The 24,123-nt window shown below is 61.8% G+C and carries 7 protein-coding genes and 2 pseudogenes; 5 read left to right on the top strand and 4 right to left on the bottom strand.

The features are described 5' to 3' along the window. Positions 1-4 precede the first annotated feature (4 nt). From atuC to RS887_RS17560, 3 genes and pseudogenes are all read right to left on the bottom strand, one after another. A pseudogene (atuC, locus tag RS887_RS17550) lies at positions 5-1,620 on the bottom strand (geranyl-CoA carboxylase subunit beta). Positions 1,621-1,623: 3 nt separating this feature from the next. Next, on the bottom strand, positions 1,624-2,493 hold the full coding sequence (locus RS887_RS17555) for an SDR family oxidoreductase (protein WP_008020381.1): 870 nt from the start codon (positions 2,491-2,493) through the stop codon (positions 1,624-1,626). Positions 2,494-2,505: 12 nt separating this feature from the next. Then, the gene (locus tag RS887_RS17560) at positions 2,506-4,308 is read right to left on the bottom strand and encodes an acyclic terpene utilization AtuA family protein (protein ID WP_322616312.1); all 1,803 of its coding nucleotides are present in this window, start codon (positions 4,306-4,308) and stop codon (positions 2,506-2,508) included. Between the two features lie 177 nt (positions 4,309-4,485). On the opposite strand from RS887_RS17560, the gene RS887_RS17565 reads away from it, so the two are divergent. The 4 genes from RS887_RS17565 to RS887_RS17580 all read left to right on the top strand — a co-directional run bounded on the left by RS887_RS17565 (position 4,486) and on the right by RS887_RS17580 (position 9,956). Further along, positions 4,486-5,112, top strand: a complete 627-nt coding sequence (locus tag RS887_RS17565) for a TetR/AcrR family transcriptional regulator (RefSeq protein ID WP_111289099.1) — start codon at positions 4,486-4,488, stop codon at positions 5,110-5,112. Positions 5,113-5,205: 93 nt separating this feature from the next. Then, positions 5,206-6,000, top strand: coding sequence for a transporter substrate-binding domain-containing protein (locus tag RS887_RS17570; RefSeq protein WP_322616313.1), 795 nt, complete (start codon positions 5,206-5,208; stop codon positions 5,998-6,000). A 177-nt stretch (positions 6,001-6,177) separates the two neighbouring features. After that, positions 6,178-8,820, top strand: a complete 2,643-nt coding sequence (locus RS887_RS17575; RefSeq protein ID WP_322616314.1) for a hypothetical protein — start codon at positions 6,178-6,180, stop codon at positions 8,818-8,820. A 122-nt stretch (positions 8,821-8,942) separates the two neighbouring features. After that, positions 8,943-9,956 (top strand): GNAT family N-acetyltransferase, encoded by a 1,014-nt coding sequence (locus RS887_RS17580; protein WP_322616315.1) that lies wholly within the window; start codon positions 8,943-8,945, stop codon positions 9,954-9,956. A gap of 133 nt (positions 9,957-10,089) precedes the next feature. Here the strand turns inward: RS887_RS17580 and RS887_RS17585 are convergent, their stop codons facing one another. Continuing rightward, positions 10,090-10,638 (bottom strand): RNA polymerase factor sigma-70, encoded by a 549-nt coding sequence (locus tag RS887_RS17585; protein ID WP_057396492.1) that lies wholly within the window; start codon positions 10,636-10,638, stop codon positions 10,090-10,092. Between the two features lie 395 nt (positions 10,639-11,033). On the opposite strand from RS887_RS17585, the pseudogene RS887_RS17590 reads away from it, so the two are divergent. Further along, a pseudogene (locus RS887_RS17590) lies at positions 11,034-24,029 on the top strand (non-ribosomal peptide synthetase). The last annotated feature ends 94 nt before the right edge of the window (positions 24,030-24,123 follow it).

The raw sequence follows: 24,123 nt of genomic DNA on the forward strand, positions 1-24,123 counted from the left end.
CGGCTTAGAACCGCGCCACACCAAAGCTGTTGGTTTGCAATGGCCGCACCTCGGCCTCGTGACAAATATCCAGTAAGTAACCCAGCAAGGTCCGGGTATCGCGCGGGTCGATCAAACCGTCGTCCCACAGATTGGCGCTGCCGTAGAGCGCCGTGGACTGGCTGTCGAGTTTCTGCGCGGTGACCTGTTCCAGCATGTCGAGCATTTTCGGATCGGGCACCAGGCCGTCCTTGGCCTGCTTGGCCTCGGTGACGATGCGCAGCACTTTGCCCGCTTGCGCGCCGCCCATCACCGCCGTGCGGCTGTTGGGCCAGGCGAAGATGAATCGCGGGTCGAGGCCGCGTCCGCACATTGCGTAGTTGCCGGCGCCATAAGAGCCACCAACGACGATGGTCAGTTTCGGCACGCGGGCGTTGGCCACCGCTTGAATCATCTTCGCGCCGTGCTTGATCACGCCTTGTTGTTCCGATTCGGTGCCGACCATGAACCCGGTGGTGTTGTGGAAAAACAGCAACGGCGTCTGGCTCTGGTCGCACAGCTGGATGAACTGGGCGGCCTTGCTCGCGCCTTTTGGCGTGATGGGGCCGTTGTTGCCGATGAAGCCGCAGGCGCGCCCCTGAATTTTCAGGTGACCGCAGACGGTCTGCTGATCGAACTCGCCTTTGAATTCAAGAAAGTTCGAAGCGTCGGCGAGACGGGCGATGATTTCGCGCACGTCGTAGGGTTTTTCGGATCATCCGGGATCAGGCCAAGCACTTCGTCGATGGGGTAGAGCGGCTCCTCCCAGCGACGCTCGGGTAGTCGGGGCAACTGCTCGTTCCACGGCAGCAGGCTGACAATCTCGCGTACCTGGCGCACACCGTCGACGTCGTTTTCGGCCAGGTATTCGGCGGTGCCGGCGGTTTGCGCGTGCATCTCGGCGCCGCCCAGCTCTTCATCGGTCGCGACTTCGCCGGTGGCCGCCTTGAGCAGTGGCGGGCCGGCGAGAAACAGCTTGGCCTTGCCGCGCACCACCACCACGTAATCCGACAAACCCGGCTGATAGGCACCGCCCGCCGTGGCCGAGCCGTGGACCACGGTCACCTGCGGCAAGCCCATGGCCGACATCCGTGCCTGATTGGCAAAGCTGCGCGCGCCTTCGACGAAAATTTCCGCCGCGTAATTGAGGTTGGCGCCGCCACTTTCGGCGAGGGTGATCACCGGCAGTTTGTTTTCCATGGCGATCTGTTGCAGGCGCAGGGATTTTTTCAAACCGCTGGGGGAAATGGTCCCGCCCTTGATCGCGCTGTTGTTCGCCACCACCAGCACGCGCACGCCGCAGACATAGCCGATACCGGCGATCAAGCCGCCACCGGCGGAGCTGCCGTCCTTGTCGTCGTGCAGCTTGTAGCCGGCCAGGCTCGCCAGTTCGAGAAACGGCGCGCCGGGGTCCAGCAGCAGGTTGAGGCGCTCGCGGGGCAACAACTGACCGCGTTTTTCGAACCTGGGTTTGGCTTCGGCAGCCTTGTTCAGCAAGTTCTGTTCGAGCGCGCGCACTTGTTCGATGGCGCTCAGCATCGCCGCACGGTTCTGGGCGAACGGCTCGCTGTGGGGATCGAGTTGCGACTGAATCACCGGCATGGGTTATTCCTTGTCCTTCAACACGTCTGGTATGTAGGCGCGGTGGAAGCCGTTGTACGACTCACTGTTGGTTGCCTTGTGGATAGGCCAGGCGCGCCCGCCGAGGCTGGCGGCGCCGTCGATGCGCAGGGTGCTGCCGCTGACGAACGCCGCCGCCGGGCTGAGCAGGAACACAATCGCCGCGCTGACCTCTGATTCGGTGCCGATGCGCTTGAGCGGCACGTGTTCGCGCAAGGTCGGAATCACGGCCTTGAAGGCGCCTTCGTAGGTGTCCATGCCGCTGGAGGCAATCCAGCCCGGCGCCACGGCGTTGACCCGCACCCCGGCATGGCCCCATTCGTACGCGGCGGTCTTCGTCAGGTTGTCCATGCCCGAACGTGCCGCGCCGGAATGACCCATACCGGGCATGCCCCCCCACATGTCGGCGAGCATGTTGACGATGGCGCCGCCGTGCTTGCTCATGGACTGGTTGAACACTTCCCGGGCCATCAGGAAACCGCCCACCAGATTGGTGCGCATCACGGTTTCGAAACCCTTCTGATTGATCGAGGCCAAGGGCGACGGATACTGCCCGCCCGCATTGTTGACCAGGCCATGGATGGGGCCATGCTTGCGGATCAATTCGCTGACCAGGTGCTGCACCGGTTCTTCCTCGCGGATGTCGCAAACCGCCCAATCGGCCGTGCCGCCGTCTTCGGCAATCTCTGCCGCAACGGTTTTGAGCTTGTCGGCCTTGCGCCCGACCAGCAGCACATGGGCGCCGAGGGCCGCCAGTTCGTGGGCGGTGCAGCGGCCGATGCCACTGCCACCACCTGTGACGATGATGTTTTGGCCGGCAAACAGATCGGCTCTGAAAATCGAATCGTAGGTCATGGCGGCGATCCTCTAGTTGAACTGGTCGGCGATGCGTTGCGGCACCGGGATCTGGATTTCCAGCAGTTGCTGGGCGAAGGCTTTGCCTTGCGGATCGATTCGCAGGCTGGCGACACCGCCGCCGCCGAGGGCGTTTTCCAGCAGGAAATTCAGGCTATGGCTGGCGGGCAAGTACCAGCGTTCAACCCGTCCGTGGATTGGATCGAGGACGTGGCCCATCCAGTCGACGATCACTGCCGGGGTCAGGGCTTCGGCGATCCATGGCAGGAATTCGGGCTCGCGGGCCATGACGCCGATGTTGCAGTGGTTGCCCTTGTCGCCAGAACGGGCGACTGCCAGCTTGACCAGAGCCACGCTGGCGTCGGCCAGGCCAATCGGTTTCGGTGGCGCGAGCAGGGCTGGCAGGTCCAGCGGGTCGAGCACATCGAGGGCGGGCAGGGCACACGGGTGGCGTTGACCCATGAAATCAATGTCCAGCGTGCAGGCGGTTTTGTCGATGAGGAACGAGAACAGCCGGATCAGCGGATACACCGTCGGCCGGCCACCGACAATGCCGGTCAGCCCTGGCGCCATGCCGGTGGCGGCCTGGGCGATTTCCCGGGAGAACACGACCAATGCCTGCTTGTCCGGGTGGCGCACCGCGAGTTTGATCACCACTTCGCGGCTGTCCTGACGCTGGCCGTGGGGGCCGTAGGTGGCCTCGCTGCCCAGCAACTCGATATTCACCTCGCTGTACGGCGCCCAGCCGCGCTGGCGGAACATTTCCGAGGTCTTGTCGATGATCGCCGCGCTGACTCGTCGCGCCTTGTCGACGGCATCGATGCCGGCAATCAGGCAACTGGCGGTGCAGCGAAAACCATCGGGGTATGTGGCGCTGACCTTGTATTGAGCCGTCGGCGGCAGGCCTTTGGCGCCGTGCACCTGTACCGCGTTCCTGCCTTGTTGCAGCAGTTTGACCTGAGTGAAATCGCACACCACGTCGGGCAGCAGATACGCGCGCGGGTCACCGATTTCGTACAGCATCTGTTCGCCCACCGTCAGCGGCGTGACCAGCCCGCCGGTACCTTCGGGTTTGCTGACGATGAACTGGCTGTCGGCGCTGACTTCGACGATGGGAAAACCGATGTGTTCGTAGTCGGGGACGTCGCGCCAATCGGTGAAGTTGCCGCCCGTGCACTGGGCGCCGCATTCGTTGATGTGCCCGGCCAGTGCCGCCTGGGCGAGCTTGTCGTAGTCGTGCCACGACCAGCCGAACTCATGCACCAGCGCAGCGCTGACCACCGCACTGTCGACCACGCGCCCGGTGATCACGATGTCCGCGCCCAGACGCAGGGCTTCGACGATGCCGGGGGCACCGAGGTAGGCATTGGTCGAGACGCACATCGATGGCAGGGGCGCGCCGCTGAACATTTCATGAATGCCCAGGCTGCCCAGTTGTTTGAATTGCGGTTGCAGGTCATCACCCAGCAGCACGGCGATCTTCAAGGCCACCCCGGCCTTGTCGCAGGCCGCTTGCAGGGCGGCGGCGCAGGCTTGGGGATTGACGCCACCGGCATTGCTGATGACCCGGATGTTGTGCTGCGCGAGCTGCGGCAACAAGGGGGCGAGGACTTCGATGAAGTCGCCCGCATAGCCGGCCCGGGGATCTTTCATCCGCGCGCCGGCCATGATCGACAGGGTGATTTCGGCCAGGTAATCGAAGACCAGATAGTCCAGATGCCCGTGTTCCACGAGTTGCGCGGCAGCGGTCGAAGTATCGCCCCAGAAGGCGCTGGCGCAACCGATGCGAATTGTTTTAGGCGCAGTCCATTCCATAGCCACCTCCAACCGAAGTGTGCTGACATTACCAAGCAAGCGCTTGGTTTGTAAATGACTTGATTTTCTTCTGCCCAAGCGCTTGCTTGGTGCCATCCGTCAGCTTAAATTGCCGGCGCAACTCCGGTGTTTTCGGGGGATCGGCGTTATCGATTGATCGACTGTAGGAGAGAACGGGTGGACGAGCAAAAAGCCCTGAGGGTCATGCGCGAATTGGTCAACGACGGCCAATTGACCGACCCGGACAGCGCCCGTGGCAAGCTGCTGCAAGTGGCGGCCCACCTGTTCCGCAATAAAGGCTATGAACGCACGACCGTGCGCGATCTGGCCGGCGCCGTGGGCATTCAGTCCGGGAGTATTTTCCACCACTTCAAAAGCAAGGACGAAATCCTGCGCGCCGTGATGGAAGAAACCATTCGCTACAACACCGCGCTGATGCGTGCGGCCATCGCCGAGGCCGGCGATGTGCGCGAGCGGGTGCTGGCGCTGATCCGCTGTGAATTGCAGTCGATCATGGGTGGCAGCGGCGAGGCCATGGCTGTGTTGGTCTACGAATGGCGCTCGCTGTCCGAAGAGGGCCAGGCCAGGGTCCTTGCGCTGCGCGATATCTATGAAGACATCTGGCTGCAGGTACTGGGCGAAGCCAAGGCCGCCGGTTTTATCCGCGGCGATGTGTTCATCACGCGGCGGTTCCTGACCGGCGCATTGTCCTGGACCACCACCTGGTTTCGCGCCGGGGGCAGCATGACCCTCGATCAGTTGGCCGATGAAGCGTTGATTCTGGTGCTGGAAGACCGGCAATAAAGTGGTGTTGGCCAACTTTAAACTGGCTAACTGGATGAAACCGCCTAGCTTGATAGCATTGATGCCGATTTATTGGGGAGTGGGGTCGTTTTGATGGGTTCGCCAATTCGAAAAGCTTCGCGGCTTTTGCTGGCAATGCTTGCAGCGTCAGCGATGGTGCCGTCCCAGGCTGCACAACTGGTGCGCATTGGTGCCGCGCACTTTCCTCCCTACACCGTGCGCCCGGAGTCCGGAGTCGATACCGGGTTGCTGCCGCAACTGGTCGAGGCGATGAACGCATCGCAAAGCGACTACCAGTTTGTCCTGGTGCCCACGTCCATTCCCCGGCGCTTCGGTGACTTCAAGCAGGGCCGGGTCGACATGGCCATCTTCGAAAATCCGGCCTGGGGTTGGAAAGACATTCCCCATACCGCCGTCGACATGGGGCTGGAGGACGCCGAGATTTTTGTCGCGCAACGCCTGCCCGATCGGCAGCAGAGCTATTTCGCCGACCTGAGCGGCAAGCGTCTGGCACTGTTCAGCGGCTATCACTACGAGTTCGCCGACTTCAATGCCGATCCCAAGTACCTGGAGAAAAACTACAACGCCACGCTGACCTATTCCCATGACAGCAATCTGCTGATGGTGTTGCGCGGCCGGGCCGACATTGCCCTGGTCACGCGTTCGTACCTGAGCGACTACTTCCTGCGCAATGAAAAAGTTGCCAGCGAGTTGCTGGCGTCCCAACGCATCGATCAGGTCTATCACCACTACGCCATCCTGCGCCCGACGGCTCCCATCAGCGGCGAGGCATTCGCCAAGGTGCTGCAAGGCTTGCGGGACAACGGCCAGATGTTGAAGATTTTCGATCCGTACAAGATTGCGCTTGTGCCGGCGATCCGGGAATGAGGCGACATCGAAGGATGGAGACGTTTTTGTCCGCGTCATTCGTCGAAAAAGTTCTTTTTTCAGTACAAAACTGTCAACTCTGACAGTAGCCACGATTTCTTGCCGAAGGTTAGATCTCCGTACAACCCTGTGTGGTAACGGGTGCGGTTAACTCTCGATCTGCAAGGAAGATTCGGCATGAATACAATAACATCTGAAAAAGTCCCTCAGGCGCAGTCTTCCGTTGCGGACCTACCGGTTCCGATTGTTGAGGGCGCGACGTCCAATAACATGCTTGATCCCTTTCTGGCGAGGGACGGCGTCAAGGTCACGGTCGAATTTCCGGGTATGAGTGACCGTCACAAGATTCATTTGCGCTGGGACGGTCCGTTAGGTGCAGGCAATCCGACGATACCCGTCAAGGATGGCAGTAACAGCGGCAGTATCGAATTTGAGATCGGTGTCTCGGTGATCGCTGCCTGTATGGGCTACACCGTTGGTATCTGGTACACCGCGATACTTGACGATCAACCATCTGAAGAGTCCATCACGCTTGATTTGACGGTACAGAAACTCAAACCGCAAGTTTCACCGGCGCCGGAACTTCCTGATGTGGTGACTTACCAGGGCACGCGTTGGCTGGACATGCGCAAATTCAGTGGCGACGCCCGGATTCAACTGCAGCCCTGGCCACTTATGGTGGAAGGCCAGCGGCTATGGATTCTGGCGGTCGGCAATGAACACCATGCCGGCAACTACAGGTTCGAGTGGGTGCTGGAAAATCATCGGGTGACTGCGCTGGAAGTTCGACGGGGTTTCACACAGTTATTGTTGTCCCGAGATTGGTTGGAGGGAAATGACGACTACTCGTCAATAACCGTGCAAGCGGCTTTTACTTCCGACGGTTCCATGGGAACACCACCAGCGGATCCGACGGTTTCCTTGCTCCCGGCAAATGCCCTTGAACTCAGGTTCACTACTGAAAACCTGCGGCTGGGTGAGCCGGAACTGGACCTGAAAGCGCCGAACGTGCTGGAGGCCACCGAATGCGGGGCTGAGGGCTGCCTGCTCAACCCGATCAACGCAAAGCATGGCGCGACGATTCGCGTGGTTTACGCAGGGATGGCACCGACCGACTGGGTGTGTGCCTTTTTCGAGGGGGCTGCCGGTGCCGGGACTCCGCCGCTGGAGTGCGTGTATGGTTCGAACAAGGGTTTTGTCGAAGTCCCGGTACCGCCTTCGGCTATCAGTGCCAACTTTGGCCGATCGGTCACTGTGCGCTACACGGTCTTGCGGGACCAGATACAGTGGCCGTCCCTGCCGCTGAACCTAAAGGTGCTTGGTCTCACTGATTTGCCCATGCCAGAGGTCACCCAAGCCACGCTTGGCGAGTTGGATCTCAGAACGTTCTCGGGAAATGCCGAATGCACAGTGGCCCCGTGGTGGTTTATCGCCGAAGGCCAGCCGACCTGGTTATGGGTAACAGGGGAATTGGAAGATGGCACGCCTTACCGCTTCGATGTCTTGATGGGGCAAGGGCTTCCCGCGTCGGGTGAGGATGACGGTGTCATCAGTTGGTTGCCGCGTCATGAGTTGGAAAAACTGGCGGATTGCAGCAAGCTTCAGGTGCATTTCGCGGTCAACTTCAATGGCCAGGTCGATCATCCTAGCTCAGTCAGGTTCCCGTTGCGGGAGCTGACGGTGCATCAGCAAGACCTGAACTTGATCCCGCCGACAGTAGACGAGGCGGCAAGGGATTTCCTCAACCCGGTAAACGCCACAGACGGCGTCACGGTACGAGTGATGTATGACCGTATCAGTCCTCGCCACACGATCCAGCTTCGCTGGGAACGCCCGGATGGAACGACTTTGCCGATCCAGGCCAAACCGGGTAATGACGTGCCAGGTTATGTGGAGTTTAAGGTGTCGCTGGAGGAGGTGATCGCTTGTATTGGCCAGACCGTTTCCCTCGGTTACACCGTGACAAGTCCCTGCAAGCAAGCAACTTCTTTGGATCTCAACCTGAAAGTTCTTGTGCCTAAGCATTGGTCGAAACTCGTCGTGCTTGAGGCGACCCTTGGCATCTTGGACTTGAGTAACTTTGATGGTGACGCCACGATCAAGGTCAAACCGTGGGCCCCTTGGATGGTTGTGGGACAAAGGGTCTGGATCCGCGGTGAAGGCACTGGCAAGGATGGTAGCCCTTACGAATTCGATGTGATGGTCGGTGAGCCAGTGTCTGCGACAGAGGTCGATTCAGGCTTGCAGCGGGTATTGCTGCGTTCAGAGCTTGAGTCGCTGAAGCGTCTTAGTAAGTTGGTCTTGACTTGCCGGTTGACGCCGGATGGCGATACCGATGTCAGCAAGGCCATCGAGCTCCAGCCGTTGGAGTTGATTGTGCGATCGGCATACGAAGATCTGACCGACTTTAAAGACTACTACTGGAATGGCTGGCAAAAAGGCCCTGCTGCGCAAGATGAGAGAGATCTCGTTGTCAGGAGTGATGGCACTGGATGGTTTCTTTTCAATTGGGGGTATACAAGTCCCAACAATGGCATTCATTTGCATAAGACCTACCGCGACCTGGAGCCGAATCGTCTATATGCATTCAACGTGGAACTCCGACGGAATTCCACGGCTAACCCGATTCCCCAACTGTCACTCGAAGCAGACGGGTTGACTGTTGCAGGGCCCATGACGCTCAGTTCACGAACATGGGTAATGCTTGGCGGTGAGTTTATCGCCACTTCCAGCGAGATGGAGCTCACACTCGTGAGTCATGTGAATTCGGTTCCCGGGAATGACTACGATGTAACCCGTATTCAACTCAAAGAAATTTAAATGGACTTGTAGGGAAGCTACGTCCAGGAGGGCCACAGCGTAATTTCGATTACGGCCTTAAATTTTTACCTGTGGCTCACGTCACATCGTTGAATCGTTGACGATTATCGTGAGCCCACCCCATGCCTAATCTGAATCACCTGACTGCCCTGGCCTTACCGTCAGGCAGTCGACTTGCAGCCGATGAAACCGAAAGCCGGCTGAGCCTCAGCCTTGAAGATCAACCGTTGATCCAGCTGCGGCTGACCCGCGACTCCGAACTGCGGTTTCAAGTGGAGGACGCTTTCGGTCGTCTTGACCACCACGTAATCTGGGCTGCCTGTTACTGGCTGTTCACCCGTGACCCGGCCTGCCAGCGCCTGACCTGGCAGCTGGATGAAACCCCGACTGAAGCCTTGTCCAGCGGTTTGCTGATCCCTGCGCAATCCGCTGGCGACTATTGTTGCGAGCGCACCTTTTTCTGGCAGTTGCCGCAGCCTTGGCTGGGGCAGTCGCCCATCAGCAGTTATCCACAGCAAATGGTCATCAGTGGTGGCAAGCGCCATTCGCTGCGTCCGGTCAAGCCGCGTGGAGAAGTCTACCGGCGTTTCGATACACGCCTCGGGATGTGGATTTCCCTGCGCACTGTCGACATCGAAGACGACTTGCCGCGTTTCAACCGTTGGCAGAACAGTCCGCGAGTCGCGAGTTTCTGGCAAGAGGAGGGCAGCCTCGAACAGCATCGCGAGTACTTGAGCAAACTTCAGTCTGCCCCCCACACCCTGACGTTGATCGGCTGTTTCGACGATCAGCCTTTCGCCTATTTCGAAGCCTATTGGGCCAAGGAGGATCGCATCGCACCCTTCTACGATGCTGGTGATTACGACCGTGGCATCCACATGCTGGTGGGCGAAGAAAACCACCGTGGCCCGCACAAGGTGGCGAGCTGGCTATCGGCGCTGGTGCATTACCTGTTTCTCGATGATCCGCGCACGCAGCGGGTGGTTGCCGAGCCGCGTGCCGATAACGCGAAGATGATCGGGTACATGCAGAACCAATGCTTTCACTGCGAGAAAGAGTTCGACTTCCCGCACAAGCGCGCGGCCTTGATGGTGTTGGGGCGGGAGCGGTTCTTTGATCGGTGCACACTGGCGTAATGCTTGAGGCTCAAGATTCGCTGCGGTCCTGAGTCAGCCTTCGCGAGCAAGCCCGCTCCCACAGGGTACTGCGAACGCAGATCAAATGTGGGAGCGGGCTTGCTCGCGAAGGAAGCGACGCAGATTTCAGATATTAGTGGCGAGCAGCCGTATCCCCACGCTTGCCCGACACCTTGCGGCAGTGCACCAGCGCATCGCGAATCATGAAGTTCACCAGGGTCGGCGAGACGCCGAGTTCCCTGGCGATGTCTTTTTGCGGTACGCCGTGCAGGCGATACATCTCGAAGGCGTAGCGGGTGCGGCTCGGCAACTCGGTCAACGCATCGGCAATGTGCTCCAGCGTCGAGAAGTTGATGTGCGACGTTTCCGGTGACGCACCCTGGATCACCACATTCAGCCCTTCCTCTTCAGGACCGGAATATTTCTGCTCCAGCGCCTGCTTGCGGTAGTGGTCGATCGCCAGGTTGCGCACGATCTGGAACAGGTAGCTGAGCTGAGCCTTGATCGAACTGGTGATGGGCGGAGCCGATTGCAACCGGAAGAATGCATCCTGCACAACATCTTCGGCACGGGAGCGGCAACCGGTAATTCTGGCGGCGATCTTCACCAGAATCAGTCGATTGTCGACGAATGCCTGAAGTAGCGGTGTATCGCACCTGCTTGTGGATACTGGTTCCATCATGGAGATCACCCTGCTGCCAAAAGGTTAGCGGGACGGCGAATGAACCGGGGGGGCCGTCCTGCACATCGAGCGACAAATTATTCTTAATGATAATTATTGTCAAATGAGAAAGATAACTAATGCGCCATGAAAGTGCAGAGTGAGAACGGCGGCGCGCTGACTCACTTCGTCCCCCTTCGCGTTCCAGCCTGGCGACTAATTAATTCAAGACGTCATCCGTTCTCATTGGTGAATGGCACAGCGCAATCCTCATAACCCTGTAGGAGCGAGCTCGCTCCGGGCGGCGTTCCGACGATGGTCGTCAACGATAACGCGTAAAACCAGATGCCCAGCGGCGTCCTTGGTTTTTTCGCGAGCAAGCTCGCTCCTACAGCCGAAACCAGGCAGGAAACCTCATGACCGACGCGTTCGAACTCCCCAGCACAATGGTCCACGCCCTTCAGCGTCGCGCGGCCCTGACGCCGGATCGGGTGGCCTTGCGCTTTCTCGCCGAGACCCCGGATCAGGCTGTGGTGCTCAGTTATCGCGAGCTGGATCAGCGGGCGCGGACGATTGCCGGCGCGTTGCAGGCTCAGGCGGATTTCGGTGACCGCGCCGTGTTGCTGTTCCCCAGCGGCCCGGATTATGTCGCGGCGTTCTTCGGTTGCCTGTACGCGGGCGTGATCGCGGTGCCGGCCTACCCGCCGGAATCGACACGCCGTCATCACCAGGAACGCCTGTTGTCGATCATCAGCGATGCCGAACCGCGCTTGCTGCTGACCAGCGCCGGGCTGCGCGATGGGTTGCAGCAAATCGACGGGGCGCCGCCGATGCTGTGTGTCGATACCCTCGACGGTGCCTTGGCCGAACGCTGGATCGCGGCAGACTTGCAGGACGACCACATCGCCTTCCTGCAATACACCTCCGGCTCTACCGCGCTGCCCAAAGGCGTGCAAGTCAGCCACGGCAATCTGGTGGCCAACGAATTGCTGATTCGCCACGGTTTCGGCATTGACCTGAACCCCGACGACGTGATCGTCAGCTGGCTGCCGCTGTACCACGACATGGGCCTGATCGGTGGCCTGCTGCAGCCGATTTTCAGCGGCGTGCCTTGCGTGTTGATGTCACCGGCGTATTTCCTCGGCCGGCCGTTGCGCTGGCTGGAGGCGATCAGCGAATACGGCGGCACCATCAGCGGCGGGCCGGATTTTGCCTATCGCTTGTGTTGCGAGCGGGTCAGTGAGTCAGCCCTGGAACGGCTCGATCTCAGTGGTTGGCGCGTGGCGTATTCCGGTTCCGAACCGATTCGCCTCGATACCCTGGAACGCTTCGCCGGGAAGTTTGCGACCTGCGGCTTCACCGCGGACAGTTTCATGGCCTCCTACGGTTTGGCCGAAGCCACATTGTTTGTGGCCGGCACACCGCGCGGCCAAGGTATTGGCAACCTGCGGGTAGACGATCAGGCCCTGGCGCAAAACCGTGTCGAAGCGGGCGAGGGTAGCCCGATCATGAGTTGTGGTATCAGCCAACCGGGTCACGCCGTGCTGATCATCGAGCCTGTCTCGCTCACCGAACAGGCTGACAACGTCGTCGGTGAAGTCTGGGCCAGCGGGCCGAGCATCGCCCTCGGTTACTGGCGCAACCCCGAGGCATCCGCCAGGACCTTCGTCCGGCACGCTGGCCAGACCTGGCTGCGAACCGGTGACCTGGGTTTCACGCGCAACGGTGAACTGTTCATCACCGGCCGCCTGAAGGACATGCTGATCGTGCGCGGGCACAACCTGTACCCGCAGGACATCGAGCAGACCGTCGAGCGCGAAGTGGAAGTGGTGCGCAAGGGCCGGGTTGCTGCATTCGCCGTCACGATTGATGGACAGGAAGGCATCGGCATTGCCGCCGAAATCAGCCGCAGCGTGCAGAAAATCCTGCCGCCGGAATCCTTGATCAAAGCCATTCGCCAGGCCGTCGCCGAGGCGTATCAGCAAGCGCCGGGCGTGGTGGTGCTGCTCAATCCGGGCGCGCTGCCCAAGACCTCCAGCGGCAAATTGCAACGCTCGGCGTGCCGCAGTCGCCTGGCGGACGGCAGCCTCGACAGCTACGCGGTGTTCCCTTCGGTCGCCACCGAAAGTGCAGGCAAGATCGAGTCGGGCTCCGAGCTGCAAAGCCTGATCGGTCGCCTCTGGTGCGAGCAGTTGCAAATCGGGCAGGTGGGCGCCGACGATCATTTCTTCCTGCTTGGCGGCAACTCCATTGCAGCGACGCAAGTGGTGGCGCGCCTGCGTGAAGAGCTCGGTCTGGAGTTGAATCTGCGTCTGCTGTTCGAAGCCCCGACCCTCGGCGCATTCGCCGATGTCGTGGCCCGTCTGCAACAGGACGGTGGCCTGGCCCAGGGCGCGATCACTGCGCTGTCGCGCCAGCAACCGATGCCGCAATCCCTGGCGCAAAACCGCCTGTGGATCACCTGGCAACTGGACCCCCACAGCAGCGCCTACAACATTCCGGGTGCCTTGCGCCTGCGCGGCGAGCTGGATGAGGACGCCTTGCGCGCCAGTTTCCAGCAATTGATCGAGCGCCACGAATCCCTGCGCACGCGATTCTTCGAGCGTGATGGTGTGGCGTTGCAACAGGTCGATCCGGCCGCCGGGTTCAATCTGCAGATGATCGACATCAGCGACCTGCCGGTTGTCGAGCGTGAAGCCCGGGCGTTGCAGATCCGCGAGGACGCAGCGCGGGCCCGGTTCGATCTGGAGAAAGGCCCGCTGCTGTGGGTGACGCTGGTGCGCCTCGACGACGAAGACCATCAGTTATTGGTGACGATGCACCACATCATCGCTGACGGTTGGTCGCTGAATGTGCTGATCGATGAGTTCTCGCGCCTGTATGCGGCCGCCTCCCTGGGCCAGCAAGCGGTATTGGCGCCATTGCCGACGCAGTACGCCGACTACGGCAGCTGGCAGCGCCAATGGCTGGCGCAAGGGGAGGGCGAGCGGCAACTGGCCTACTGGAAAGACCGCTTGGGTGATGAGCACCCAACCCTGAGCCTGGCCACCGACCATCCACGCTCTGCTCAACAACTGCACAGCGCCGCTCGCCACACCGTGCGTCTGGGCGCTGCCCTGAGCGATGCGATTCGTCAGACCGCCCAGGCCCATGAATCGACCGCCTTCATGCTGTTGCTGTCTGCGTTCCAGACCTTGTTGCACCGCTACAGCGGCCAGCGTGATATCCGCATCGGCGTGCCCAATGCCAACCGTCCGCGCCTGGAAACCCAAGGGCTGATTGGCTTCTTCATCAATACCCAGGTGCTGCGTGCCGAGGTGGATTCACGCCAGCCATTCGCTGAGCTGCTGGCGCAAACCCGACGTGCCGCATTGGGCGCGCAGGCCCATCAGGATCTGCCATTCGAGCAACTGCTGGAAGCCTTCCCACAGGCCCGTGAACAGGGCCTGTTCCAGGTCATGTTCAACCATCAGCAACGGGACCTGAGCGCCTTGCGCCGCCTGCCGGGGCTGTTGGCTGAAGAGCTGCCGTGGCATAGTCGGGAAGCCAAGTTCGATTTGCAGTTGCACAGCGAAGAAGACCGCAACGGTCGCCTGATCTTGTCCTTCGACTACGCCAGCGAGTTGTTCGACGCCGCGACCATCGAACGCCTGGCCGAGCATTTCAGCCATCTGTTGCGGGCTGTCTGTGAACAACCGAACATCGCCATCGGCGACCTACCACTGTTGACGCCTGCCGAGCACCGTCAGCAATCGGAATGGGCCAGCGCAGCGTGCGCACCCGCCAGCCAATGGCTGCCTGAATGGCTCAACGAACAGGCGCACCGGACGCCGCAGCGCACCGCGCTGGTGTGGGACGGCGGCAGCCTGGACTTCGCCGAACTGCACACCCGGGCCAACCGTTTGGCGCATTACCTGCGCGACAAAGGCGTTGGCCCGGACGTCTGCGTGGCCATCGCCTGCGAGCGTTCGCCGCAATTGCTGATCGGCCTGCTGGCGATCATCAAGGCTGGCGGTGCTTATGTGCCGCTGGATACCGATTACCCGGCCGAGCGCCTGGCCTACATGCTCAGCGACAGTGGCGTTGAGCTGCTGCTGACCCAGACCCGGTTGCTTGATCGTCTGCCAGCCACCGAGGGTGTCAGCGTAATAGCCATGGACGCGCTCCATCTGGAGCACTGGCCGAGCCTTGCGCCGGGGCTGCATCTGCACGGCGACAACCTCGCCTATGTGATTTACACCTCCGGTTCCACCGGCCAGCCCAAAGGCGTCGGCAACACCCACGCGGCACTGGCCGAGCGCCTGCAGTGGATGCAGCAAACCTATCGCCTGAACGAAACCGATGTGCTGATGCAAAAGGCGCCGATCAGTTTCGACGTGTCGGTGTGGGAATGCTTCTGGCCGTTGATCACCGGTAGTCGCCTGGTGATCGCCGGCCCCGGTGAACACCGCGATCCGCATCGCCTCGCGCAGCTTGTGCAAGCGTACGGCGTGACCACGCTGCACTTCGTGCCGCCGTTGCTTTCGTTGTTCATCGAGGAACCGCTGAGCGCTGAATGCACCAGCCTGCGCCGGGTGTTCTCAGGGGGCGAAGCGTTGCCCGCCGAACTGCGCAACCGCGTGCTGGAACAGTTGCCGGCGGTGCAACTGCACAACCGCTACGGCCCCACCGAAACCGCAATCAACGTGACCCATTGGCACTGCTCCCGCGCTGATGGCGAGCGTTCGCCGATTGGCCGGCCGCTGGGCAATGTGATCTGCCGCGTGCTCGACAGCGATCTCAATCCCGTTCCGGCTGGCGTCCCGGGTGAGTTGTGCATCAGCGGCGTCGGTTTAGCCCGTGGTTATCTCGGTCGCCCGGCGTTGACCGCCGAGCGCTTCGTGGTCGATCCGTTGGGTGAACCGGGCGCGCGCCTGTATCGCACCGGCGACCGGGCGCGCTGGACGGCCGATGGCGTGATCGAATACCTCGGCCGTCTCGATCAGCAGGTCAAACTGCGCGGGTTCCGGGTCGAGCCGCAGGAAATCGAAGCGCGGCTGCTGGCCCGGGACGGCGTTGCGCAAGCCGTGGTACTGGTGCGCGAAACCGTGGCCGGTGCACAGCTGATCGGTTACTACACCGCTGCGGACTATGCCGGGGACGAAGCCGATCAAACCGCGCACCTGAAAAGCGCATTGGTCGCCGAACTGCCGGAATACATGGTCCCGGCGCAACTGCTGCGCCTGCAGGAAATGCCCCTCGGCCCGAGCGGCAAACTCGACCGTCGCGCCTTGCCGGAGCCGCAGTGGCAGGTGCGCGAACATGTTGAGCCAGTGACAGAGCTGGAACAACAAATTGCCGGTATCTGGCGCGAGGTGCTGGGCTTGGTACAGGTTGGTCTGCGCGATGATTTCTTTGCCTTGGGCGGTCACTCGCTGCTGGCCACGCAAATCATCTCCCGTACCCGTCAGGCCTGCGACGTCGAGCTACCGTTGCGGGCGCTGTTCGAACACAGCGAACTCGGTGCATTTGCCGAACAGATACGCTTGATCCAGGCCAGCGGCTGCACCAATAAACAGCCGTCGATTGAAAAGGTCGACCGCAGCCAACCGGTGCCCCTGTCCTACTCCCAGCAGCGCATGTGGTTCCTCTGGCAGATGGAACCGGACAGCCCGGCCTACAACGTCGGCGGCATGGCACGGCTGCGCGGGGTGCTCGATGTCGCGCGTTTCGAAGCCGCGTTGCAAGCCCTGATCCTGCGTCACGAAACCCTGCGCACCACGTTCCCGAGCATCGACGGCGTCGCCAGCCAACAGGTGCACGCGCAAACCGGCGTGCGCATGGCGTGGAAGGATTTCACTGCGCTGGATGCCGAAGGCCGCGAGTGGCAGGTCCAGCAACTGGCCGACGATGAAGCGCACCAGCCGTTCGATCTGGAAACCGGACCTTTGCTGCGCGCCTGCCTGGTCAAGACCGCCGAGCAGGAACACTACTTCGTTCTGACTTTGCACCACATCGTCACCGAAGGCTGGGCGATGGACATCTTTGCCCGGGAACTCAGCGCGCTGTACGAAGCCTTTGTCGACGACCGCGAGTCGCCGCTCGCGCCGTTGCCGGTGCAGTACCTGGATTACAGCGTGTGGCAGCGTCAGTGGCTGGAGTCCGGCGAGCGTCAGCGCCAGCTCGATTACTGGACCACGCAACTGGGTCACGAACATCAACTGCTGGAGTTGCCAGCCGACCGTCCGCGTCCGCCGGTGCAAAGCCATCAGGGTGAGTTGTATCGCTTTGACCTGAGCGACGACCTCGCAGCACGGGTCCGCGCCTTCAATGCGCAACATGGCCTGACGCTGTTCATGATCATGACCGCCGCCCTGGCGACGCTGCTGTACCGCTACAGCGGCCAGACCGATCTGCGCATCGGCGCGCCGGTGGCCAACCGCATTCGTCCGGAAAGCGAAGGGCTGATCGGCGCATTCCTCAATACGCAAGTGCTGCGCTGCCAGCTCGACGGGCAGATGTCTGTCGGCGAGCTGTTCGAGCAGGTGCGCCACACGGTGATCGAAGGCCAGTCCCATCAGGACTTGCCGTTCGATCATCTGGTGGAAGCCTTGCAACCGCCACGCAGCACGGCCTACAACCCGTTGTTCCAGGTGATGTGCAACGTGCAGCGCTGGGAGTTCCAGCAAAGCCGTACCCTGGCCGGCATGACGGTCGAGTACCTGGCCAACGATGCCCGCGCGACCAAGTTTGACCTCAACCTGGAGGTCACTGACCTCGACCATCGTCTCGGTTGCTGCCTGACCTACAGCACCGATCTGTTCGACGAACCGCGCATCGCCCGCATGGCCGGGCATTGGCGCAATCTGCTGGAGGCGCTGATTGCCGATCCGCAACAACGCTTGAGCGAGCTGCCGCTGCTGGCGTGCGACGAACACCAACGTCTGCTCGACAGCCTCGGTGTCGAGGCGGGCGAACATCGGCTGGACCAGTGCATCCATCACCTGTTCGCCGAGCAAGCCTCGATGCGCCAGGACGCTCCGGCCCTGACTTTCGCCGGGCAGACCCTGAGCTACGCCGAGCTCGACAGCCGCGCCAATCGCCTGGCCTGGATGCTGCGCGAGCGTGGCGTCGGCCCGCAGGTTCGTGTGGGGCTGGCACTGGAGCGCTCGCTGGAGATGGTCGTCGGCTTGCTGGCGATCCTCAAGGCCGGCGGCGCCTATGTGCCCCTGGACCCGGAGTATCCGCTGGACCGCTTGCATTACATGATCGAAGACAGCGGCATTGGTTTGCTGCTCAGCGATGCGGCGATGTTCAAGGCCTTGGGCGAGTTGCCGGCGACCGTCGGCCGCTGGTGTCTTGAGGACGACGCCGCTGCGCTGCCCAACTACCCAGCCACCGGGCTGCCGTTGATCAGCCTGCCGCAGCATCAGGCCTACCTGATTTACACCTCGGGCTCGACCGGTAAACCGAAAGGCGTGGTGGTGTCCCACGGCGAAATCGCCATGCACTGCCGCGCCGTGATCGAGCGCTTCACCATGCGTCCCGATGACTGCGAACTGCACTTTTATTCGATCAATTTCGACGCCGCGACCGAGCGTTTGCTGGTGCCACTGCTCAGTGGGGCGCAAGTCGTGTTGCGTGCCCAAGGGCAGTGGGATGCGCAAGAAATCTGTGGCCTGATCCGTCGTCATCGCATCAACGTCCTCGGTTTCACGCCGAGCTACGGCAGTCAGTTGGCGCAATGGCTGGCAACCCAGGACCAGACCTTGCCGGTACGCATGATCATCACCGGCGGCGAAGCGCTGACCGGTGAGCACCTGGCGCGCATTCGCGCAGCGTTCAAGCCGAGTCTGTTCTTCAACGCCTATGGTCCGACCGAAACCGTGGTCATGCCGCTGGCCAGCCTGGCTCCTGAAGTGCTGGAAGAGGGCACCGGTAGCGTGCCGATCGGCCGTGTGATCGGCGACCGCGTGGCCTACATTCTCGACGTCGATCTGGCGTTGGTGCCGCAAGGCGCGACGGGCGAGTTGTACGTGGGTGGCGCAGGCCTGGCCCAGGGTTATCACCAGCGTCCGGGCATGACCGCGGAGCGCTTCGTGGCCGATCCGTTTGTCGCTGGCGGCGGGCGCATCTACCGCACCGGCGACCTGGTGCGTCAGCGCGCCGATGGCCGGGTGGAATACCTTGGGCGGATCGACCATCAGGTGAAGATTCGTGGTTTCCGCATCGAATTGGGTGAAATCGAAACCCGTTTGCTGGAGCACAAGTCGATTCGTGAAGCGGTGGTGCTGGCCCTCGATGCACCGAGCGGCAAGCAACTGGTGGGTTACCTCGCCACTGACGTCGCCGAACAGAATGAAGCGCAGCACGCTGCATTGCGCGAAGCCCTCAAGGCACACTTGAAATCGCAGTTGCCGGATTACATGGTGCCCACGCACCTGATCCTGCTGGCGAGCATGCCATTGACTGCCAACGGCAAACTCGACCGCCGTGCGCTCCCGGCGCCGGACCCGGAGTCGGGTCGCCAACAATACGTGGCGCCCGTCAATGAGCTTGAGGTCACGCTGGCGCAGATCTGGTGCGAAGTGCTGAACGTCGGTCAGGTAGGCCTCAACGACAACTTCTTCGAGTTGGGCGGTGACTCGATTCTGTCGATCCAGGTGGTCAGCCGGGCGCGGCAGCAGGGCATCCACTTCAGCCCTCGCGACCTGTTCCAGCACCAGACCGTACAGACCCTCGCCGCCGTGGCCACGTGCAGCGAGCAGGTCAGCGCCGAGCAGGGCTTGATCTTGGGCGAGTCGCGACTGACGCCGATCCAGCACTGGTTCTTCAACACCGACATCCCGCAACGCCAGCACTGGAACCAGGCGTTGTTGCTGCAACCGACTGTCGCCCTGGAACCTCATCGTCTGGAGCAAGCACTGCTGGCGGTGATCGAACAGCACGACGCCTTGCGTCTGCGCTTCAGCCGTGTTGCCGGCCGGTGGCAGGCCGTGCACCAGCCGATTTCCGATGCACCGGTGCTGTGGCAGGTGCGCGTTGCGTCCATGGACAAGTGCGCCACCTTGTTCGCCGATGCCCAGCGCAGCCTCGACCTTGAAGAGGGCCGTTGCTGCGCGTGTTGCTGGTCGATGGCCCTGAAGGCCAGCAACGCTTGTTTATCGCCATTCACCATTTGGTGGTGGACGGTGTGTCGTGGCGGGTACTGCTGGATGACGTGCAGACCGCGTATCGCCAACTGGACGCCCGGCAGTCGGTGAAACTGCCGGCGAAAACCAGCGCCTTCAAGGACTGGGCTGCACGCCTGCAGGCCTACGCCGGCAGCGAATCCCTGCGCGAAGAGCTGGATTGGTGGCAGGCGCAACTGGCCGGGCCCGGTGCAGAATTGCCCTGCGATCACCCCACCGGCGGACGGCAGAACCGTCATGCACAAACCGTCAGCGTGCGCCTCGACAGCGAGCGCACGCGGCAGTTGCTGCAACAGGCGCCGAGCGCCTATCGCACCCAGGTCAACGACTTGCTGCTGACCGCTTTGGCCCGCGTGCTGTGCCGCTGGAGCGGTCAGTCATCGGCGCTGATTCAATTGGAGGGCCACGGCCGCGAAGCGCTGTTCGACGAGATCGACCTGACCCGTACCCTGGGCTGGTTCACCAGCGCCTATCCGCTGCGCCTGACGCCGTCGAACATAGAAGAAGCCGCCGGGCAGGGCGCGTCGATCAAGGCGATCAAGGCGCAATTGCGCGCCGTGCCGCACAAAGGCCTGGGCTATGGCGTGCTGCGTTACCTCGCCGATGAGCAGAGCCGCCACGGCATGGTGGCGTTGCCGCAGGCGCCGATCACCTTCAACTACCTCGGCCAGTTCGACCAGAGCTTCGGTGTCGACGCGTTGTTCCGTCCACTGGATGAAGCCATCGGGGCGGCCCACGATGCCAATGCCCCGCTGCCCAACGAGCTGAGCGTGGACGGTCAGGTGTATGGCGGTGAGTTGGTACTGCGCTGGACCTTCAGCGCCGAACGCTTCGATTCGTCAACCATCGGCGAATTGGCCGACGCCTACCTCGGTGAGTTGAGCAGCCTGATCGAGCATTGCCTGCGCGACGATGCGGGTGGCCTGACGCCGTCGGACTTCCCGCTGGCGCGGCTCAATCAGACGCAACTGGATGCGCTGCCGGTGCCGGCTGCCGACATTGAAGACGTCTACCCGTTGACCCCCATGCAGGAAGGCATGCTGTTGCACACCTTGCTGGAGCCGGGCACCGGCCTGTACTACATGCAGGACCGCTACCGCATCAACAGCGAACTCGACCCGCAGCGTTTCGCCGAGGCCTGGCAAGCGGTGATCGCCCGCCACGAAGCGTTGCGCGCCTCGTTCTGCTGGAACGTCGGCGAAGAGATGCTGCAAGTGATCCACAAACCGGGCAGCACGCCGATCGAATACCTCGACTGGAGCGACATTGCTGAAACCGAGCAAGAGCCGAAGCTGCAAGCCTTGCTCAAGACCGAACGCGAGGCCGGTTTCGACCTGCTCAACCAGGCACCGTTCCACCTGCGTCTGATCCGGGTCGGCGCGGCGCGCTACTGGTTCATGATGAGCAACCACCACATCCTCATCGATGCCTGGTGCCGTTCGCTGCTGATGAATGACTTCTTCGAGATCTACAGTGCCCTCGGCGAAGGCCGGGAAGCACAGTTGGCCGTGCCGCCGCGTTATCGCGACTACATCGGCTGGCTGCAACGCCAGAGCCTCGCCGAAGCGCGGCAGTGGTGGAAAACCAACCTGCAGGGTTTCGAACGGACCACACCGATCCCGAGCGACCGGCCATTCCTGCGCGATCATGCCGGCGACAGCGGCGGCATGCTCGTCGGCGACCGCTACACAAGGCTCGACGCCCGTGACGGCATGCAGTTGCGCGAACTGGCCCAGGCCCATCAGTTGACCATCAACACTTTCGCCCAGGCGGCGTGGGCGCTGGTGCTGCGGCGCGAGCGGTGATCGCGACGTGCTGTTCGGCGTCACCGTGGCCGGGCGTCCGGTGGACATGCCGCAGATGCAGCGCACCGTCGGCCTGTTCATCAACAGCATTGCGCTGCGGGTAAAAATGCCCGAGGACGGCCAGCGTTGCAGCGTGCGCCAGTGGCTCAGCGGTCTGCTCGACAACAACATGCAACTGCGTGAGTACGAATACCTGCCACTGGTGAACATCCAGGAACAGAGCGAACTGCCCAAAGGCCAGCCGTTGTTCGACAGCCTGTTCGTGTTCGAGAACGCCCCGGTGGAAGTCTCGGTGCTGGACCGCGCGCAGAGCCTCAACGCGACCTCGGATTCGGGCCGCACGCACACTAACTTCCCGCTGACGGCGGTGTGCTATCCGGGTGATGACCTGGGCTTGCACCTGTCCTACGACCAGCGCTACTTCGATGAGGCCACGGTCGAGCGCATGCTTGCTGAGTTCAAGCGTTTGCTGCTGGCGTTGGTGGACGGGTTCCATGGCGACATGGTCGACCTGCCGTTGCTGGGGGCCGAGGAGCAGGACTTTCTCATCAATGGCTGCAACCAGAGCGAACACGAATATCCGCTGGAGCAGGACTACGTTTCATTGTTTGAAGCACAGGTCGCCCGGCACCCGCAGCGCATTGCCGCCAGTTGTGTTGACCGGCAATACAGCTACCTCGAGCTGAACCAGCGTAGTAACCGTCTGGGTCATGCGTTGATCGCCGCGGGTGTCGGGTGTGATCAACCGGTGGCGTTGCTGGCCGAACGCAGCCTCGAATTGCTGGGCATGATCATCGGCAGCTTCAAGGCCGGTGCGGGTTACCTGCCGCTGGACCCGGGGCTGCCGAGCCAGCGTCTGAGCCGGATCATCGAATTGAGCCGCACGCCCTTGCTGGTGTGCACGCAAGCGTGCCGTGAACAGGCGCAGTCCCTGCTCGACGAGTTTGCTTGCGCCAATCGGCCACGGCTGCTGGTCTGGGAAGAAGTTCAGGCCCTTGCGCTGTCGGCGGACAATCCTGACGTATACAGTGGCCCGGACAATCTGGCCTACGTGATCTACACCTCCGGCTCCACCGGTTTGCCGAAGGGCGTGATGGTCGAACAGCGCGGCATGCTCAACAACCAGTTGAGCAAGGTGCCGTACCTGAACCTGAGCGACACCGATGTGATCGCCCAGACGGCGTCGCAAAGCTTCGACATTTCCGTGTGGCAGTTCCTCGCCGCGCCATTGTTCGGCGCCCGGGTGGACATCGTGCCGAACACCATTGCCCACGATCCGCAGGGCTTGCTGGCCCATGTGCAGAACCAGGGCATTACTGTGCTGGAAAGCGTGCCGTCGCTGATCCAGGGCATGCTCGCCCAGGAGCGCATAGGCCTCGACCGTTTGCGCTGGATGCTGCCAACCGGTGAGGCAATGCCGCCGGAACTGGCGCATCAATGGCTGTTGCGCTATCCGCAGATCGGGCTGGTGAATGCCTACGGTCCGGCCGAGTGCTCGGATGACGTGGCGTTCTTCCGCGTTGACCGGGCTTCGACTCGTGGCAGTTACCTGCCGATTGGCACGCCGACCGACAACAACCGTTTGTATCTGCTCGACGGAGCGCTGGAACTGGTGCCGCTGGGCGCGGTGGGTGAACTGTGCGTGGCGGGCACCGGGGTCGGCCGCGGCTATGTCAGCGATCCGCTGCGCACGGCACCGGTGTTTGTGCCAAACCCGTTCGGTGCCCCGGGTGAGCGCCTGTATCGCACCGGCGACCTGGCCCGCCGTCGTAGCGACGGCGTGCTGGAATACGTCGGTCGCATCGATCATCAGGTGAAGATTCGCGGTTACCGTATCGAGCTGGGTGAAATCGAGGCTCGCCTGCATGAGCAACCGGAAGTCCGCGATGCGGCAGTGGGTGTGCAGGAGGGGGCGAACGGCAAGCATCTGGTGGGCTACCTGGTGGCGGTCGATTCAACGCTCGATCCGGCCGAATGCCTGGAGCGCATCAAACTACGCCTGCGCACCGAGCTACCGGAATACATGGTGCCGCTGCACTGGCTGTGGCTGGACAAACTGCCGCTCAATGCCAACGGCAAACTGGATCGCAAGGCGCTACCGGTGCTGGAGATCGGCCAGATGCAAAGCCATGACTATCAGGCGCCGCGCAATGAACTTGAGCAGACCCTGGCCGATATTTGGGCTGAGGTGTTGAAGGTCGGGCAGGTGGGCGTTCGCGACAACTTCTTCGAGCTCGGCGGACACTCATTGCTGGCCACGCAAATCGCCTCGCGGGTGCAGAAAACCCTGCAACGGGATGTGCCGCTACGGGCGATGTTCGAGTGCAGCACGGTGGAGGAACTGGCCGGGTACATCGAGGGGCTGGCGGCCAGCGAGATCACCGGGGAGAAAGTGGATCGCTTGAATGACTTGATGGCTGAGTTGGAGGGGCTTTGATTTTCTAGCGTCTACTGGGGCCTTTTACCGGGCAGGCCAGCTTCTACAAGGATTTGCAGTGGCTACAGGTTTTGTGAGCGACAAAAATCCACTG

It is taken from the genome of Pseudomonas sp. BIC9C (genome assembly GCF_034541995.1).
In the GTDB taxonomy this organism is placed as follows: domain Bacteria; phylum Pseudomonadota; class Gammaproteobacteria; order Pseudomonadales; family Pseudomonadaceae; genus Aquipseudomonas; species Aquipseudomonas fluorescens_CC.

Excerpts from the sequence above, each read along its gene's own strand:
- RS887_RS17555 (WP_008020381.1), bottom strand. The coding sequence starts at position 2,493 with ATGACCTACGATTCGATTTTCAGAGCCGATCTGTTTGCCGGCCAAAAC.
- RS887_RS17560 (WP_322616312.1), bottom strand. The coding sequence starts at position 4,308 with ATGGAATGGACTGCGCCTAAAACAATTCGCATCGGTTGCGCCAGCGCC.
- RS887_RS17570 (WP_322616313.1), top strand. The coding sequence starts at position 5,206 with ATGGGTTCGCCAATTCGAAAAGCTTCGCGGCTTTTGCTGGCAATGCTT.
- RS887_RS17575 (WP_322616314.1), top strand. The coding sequence starts at position 6,178 with ATGAATACAATAACATCTGAAAAAGTCCCTCAGGCGCAGTCTTCCGTT.
- RS887_RS17580 (WP_322616315.1), top strand. The coding sequence starts at position 8,943 with ATGCCTAATCTGAATCACCTGACTGCCCTGGCCTTACCGTCAGGCAGT.
- RS887_RS17585 (WP_057396492.1), bottom strand. The coding sequence starts at position 10,638 with ATGATGGAACCAGTATCCACAAGCAGGTGCGATACACCGCTACTTCAG.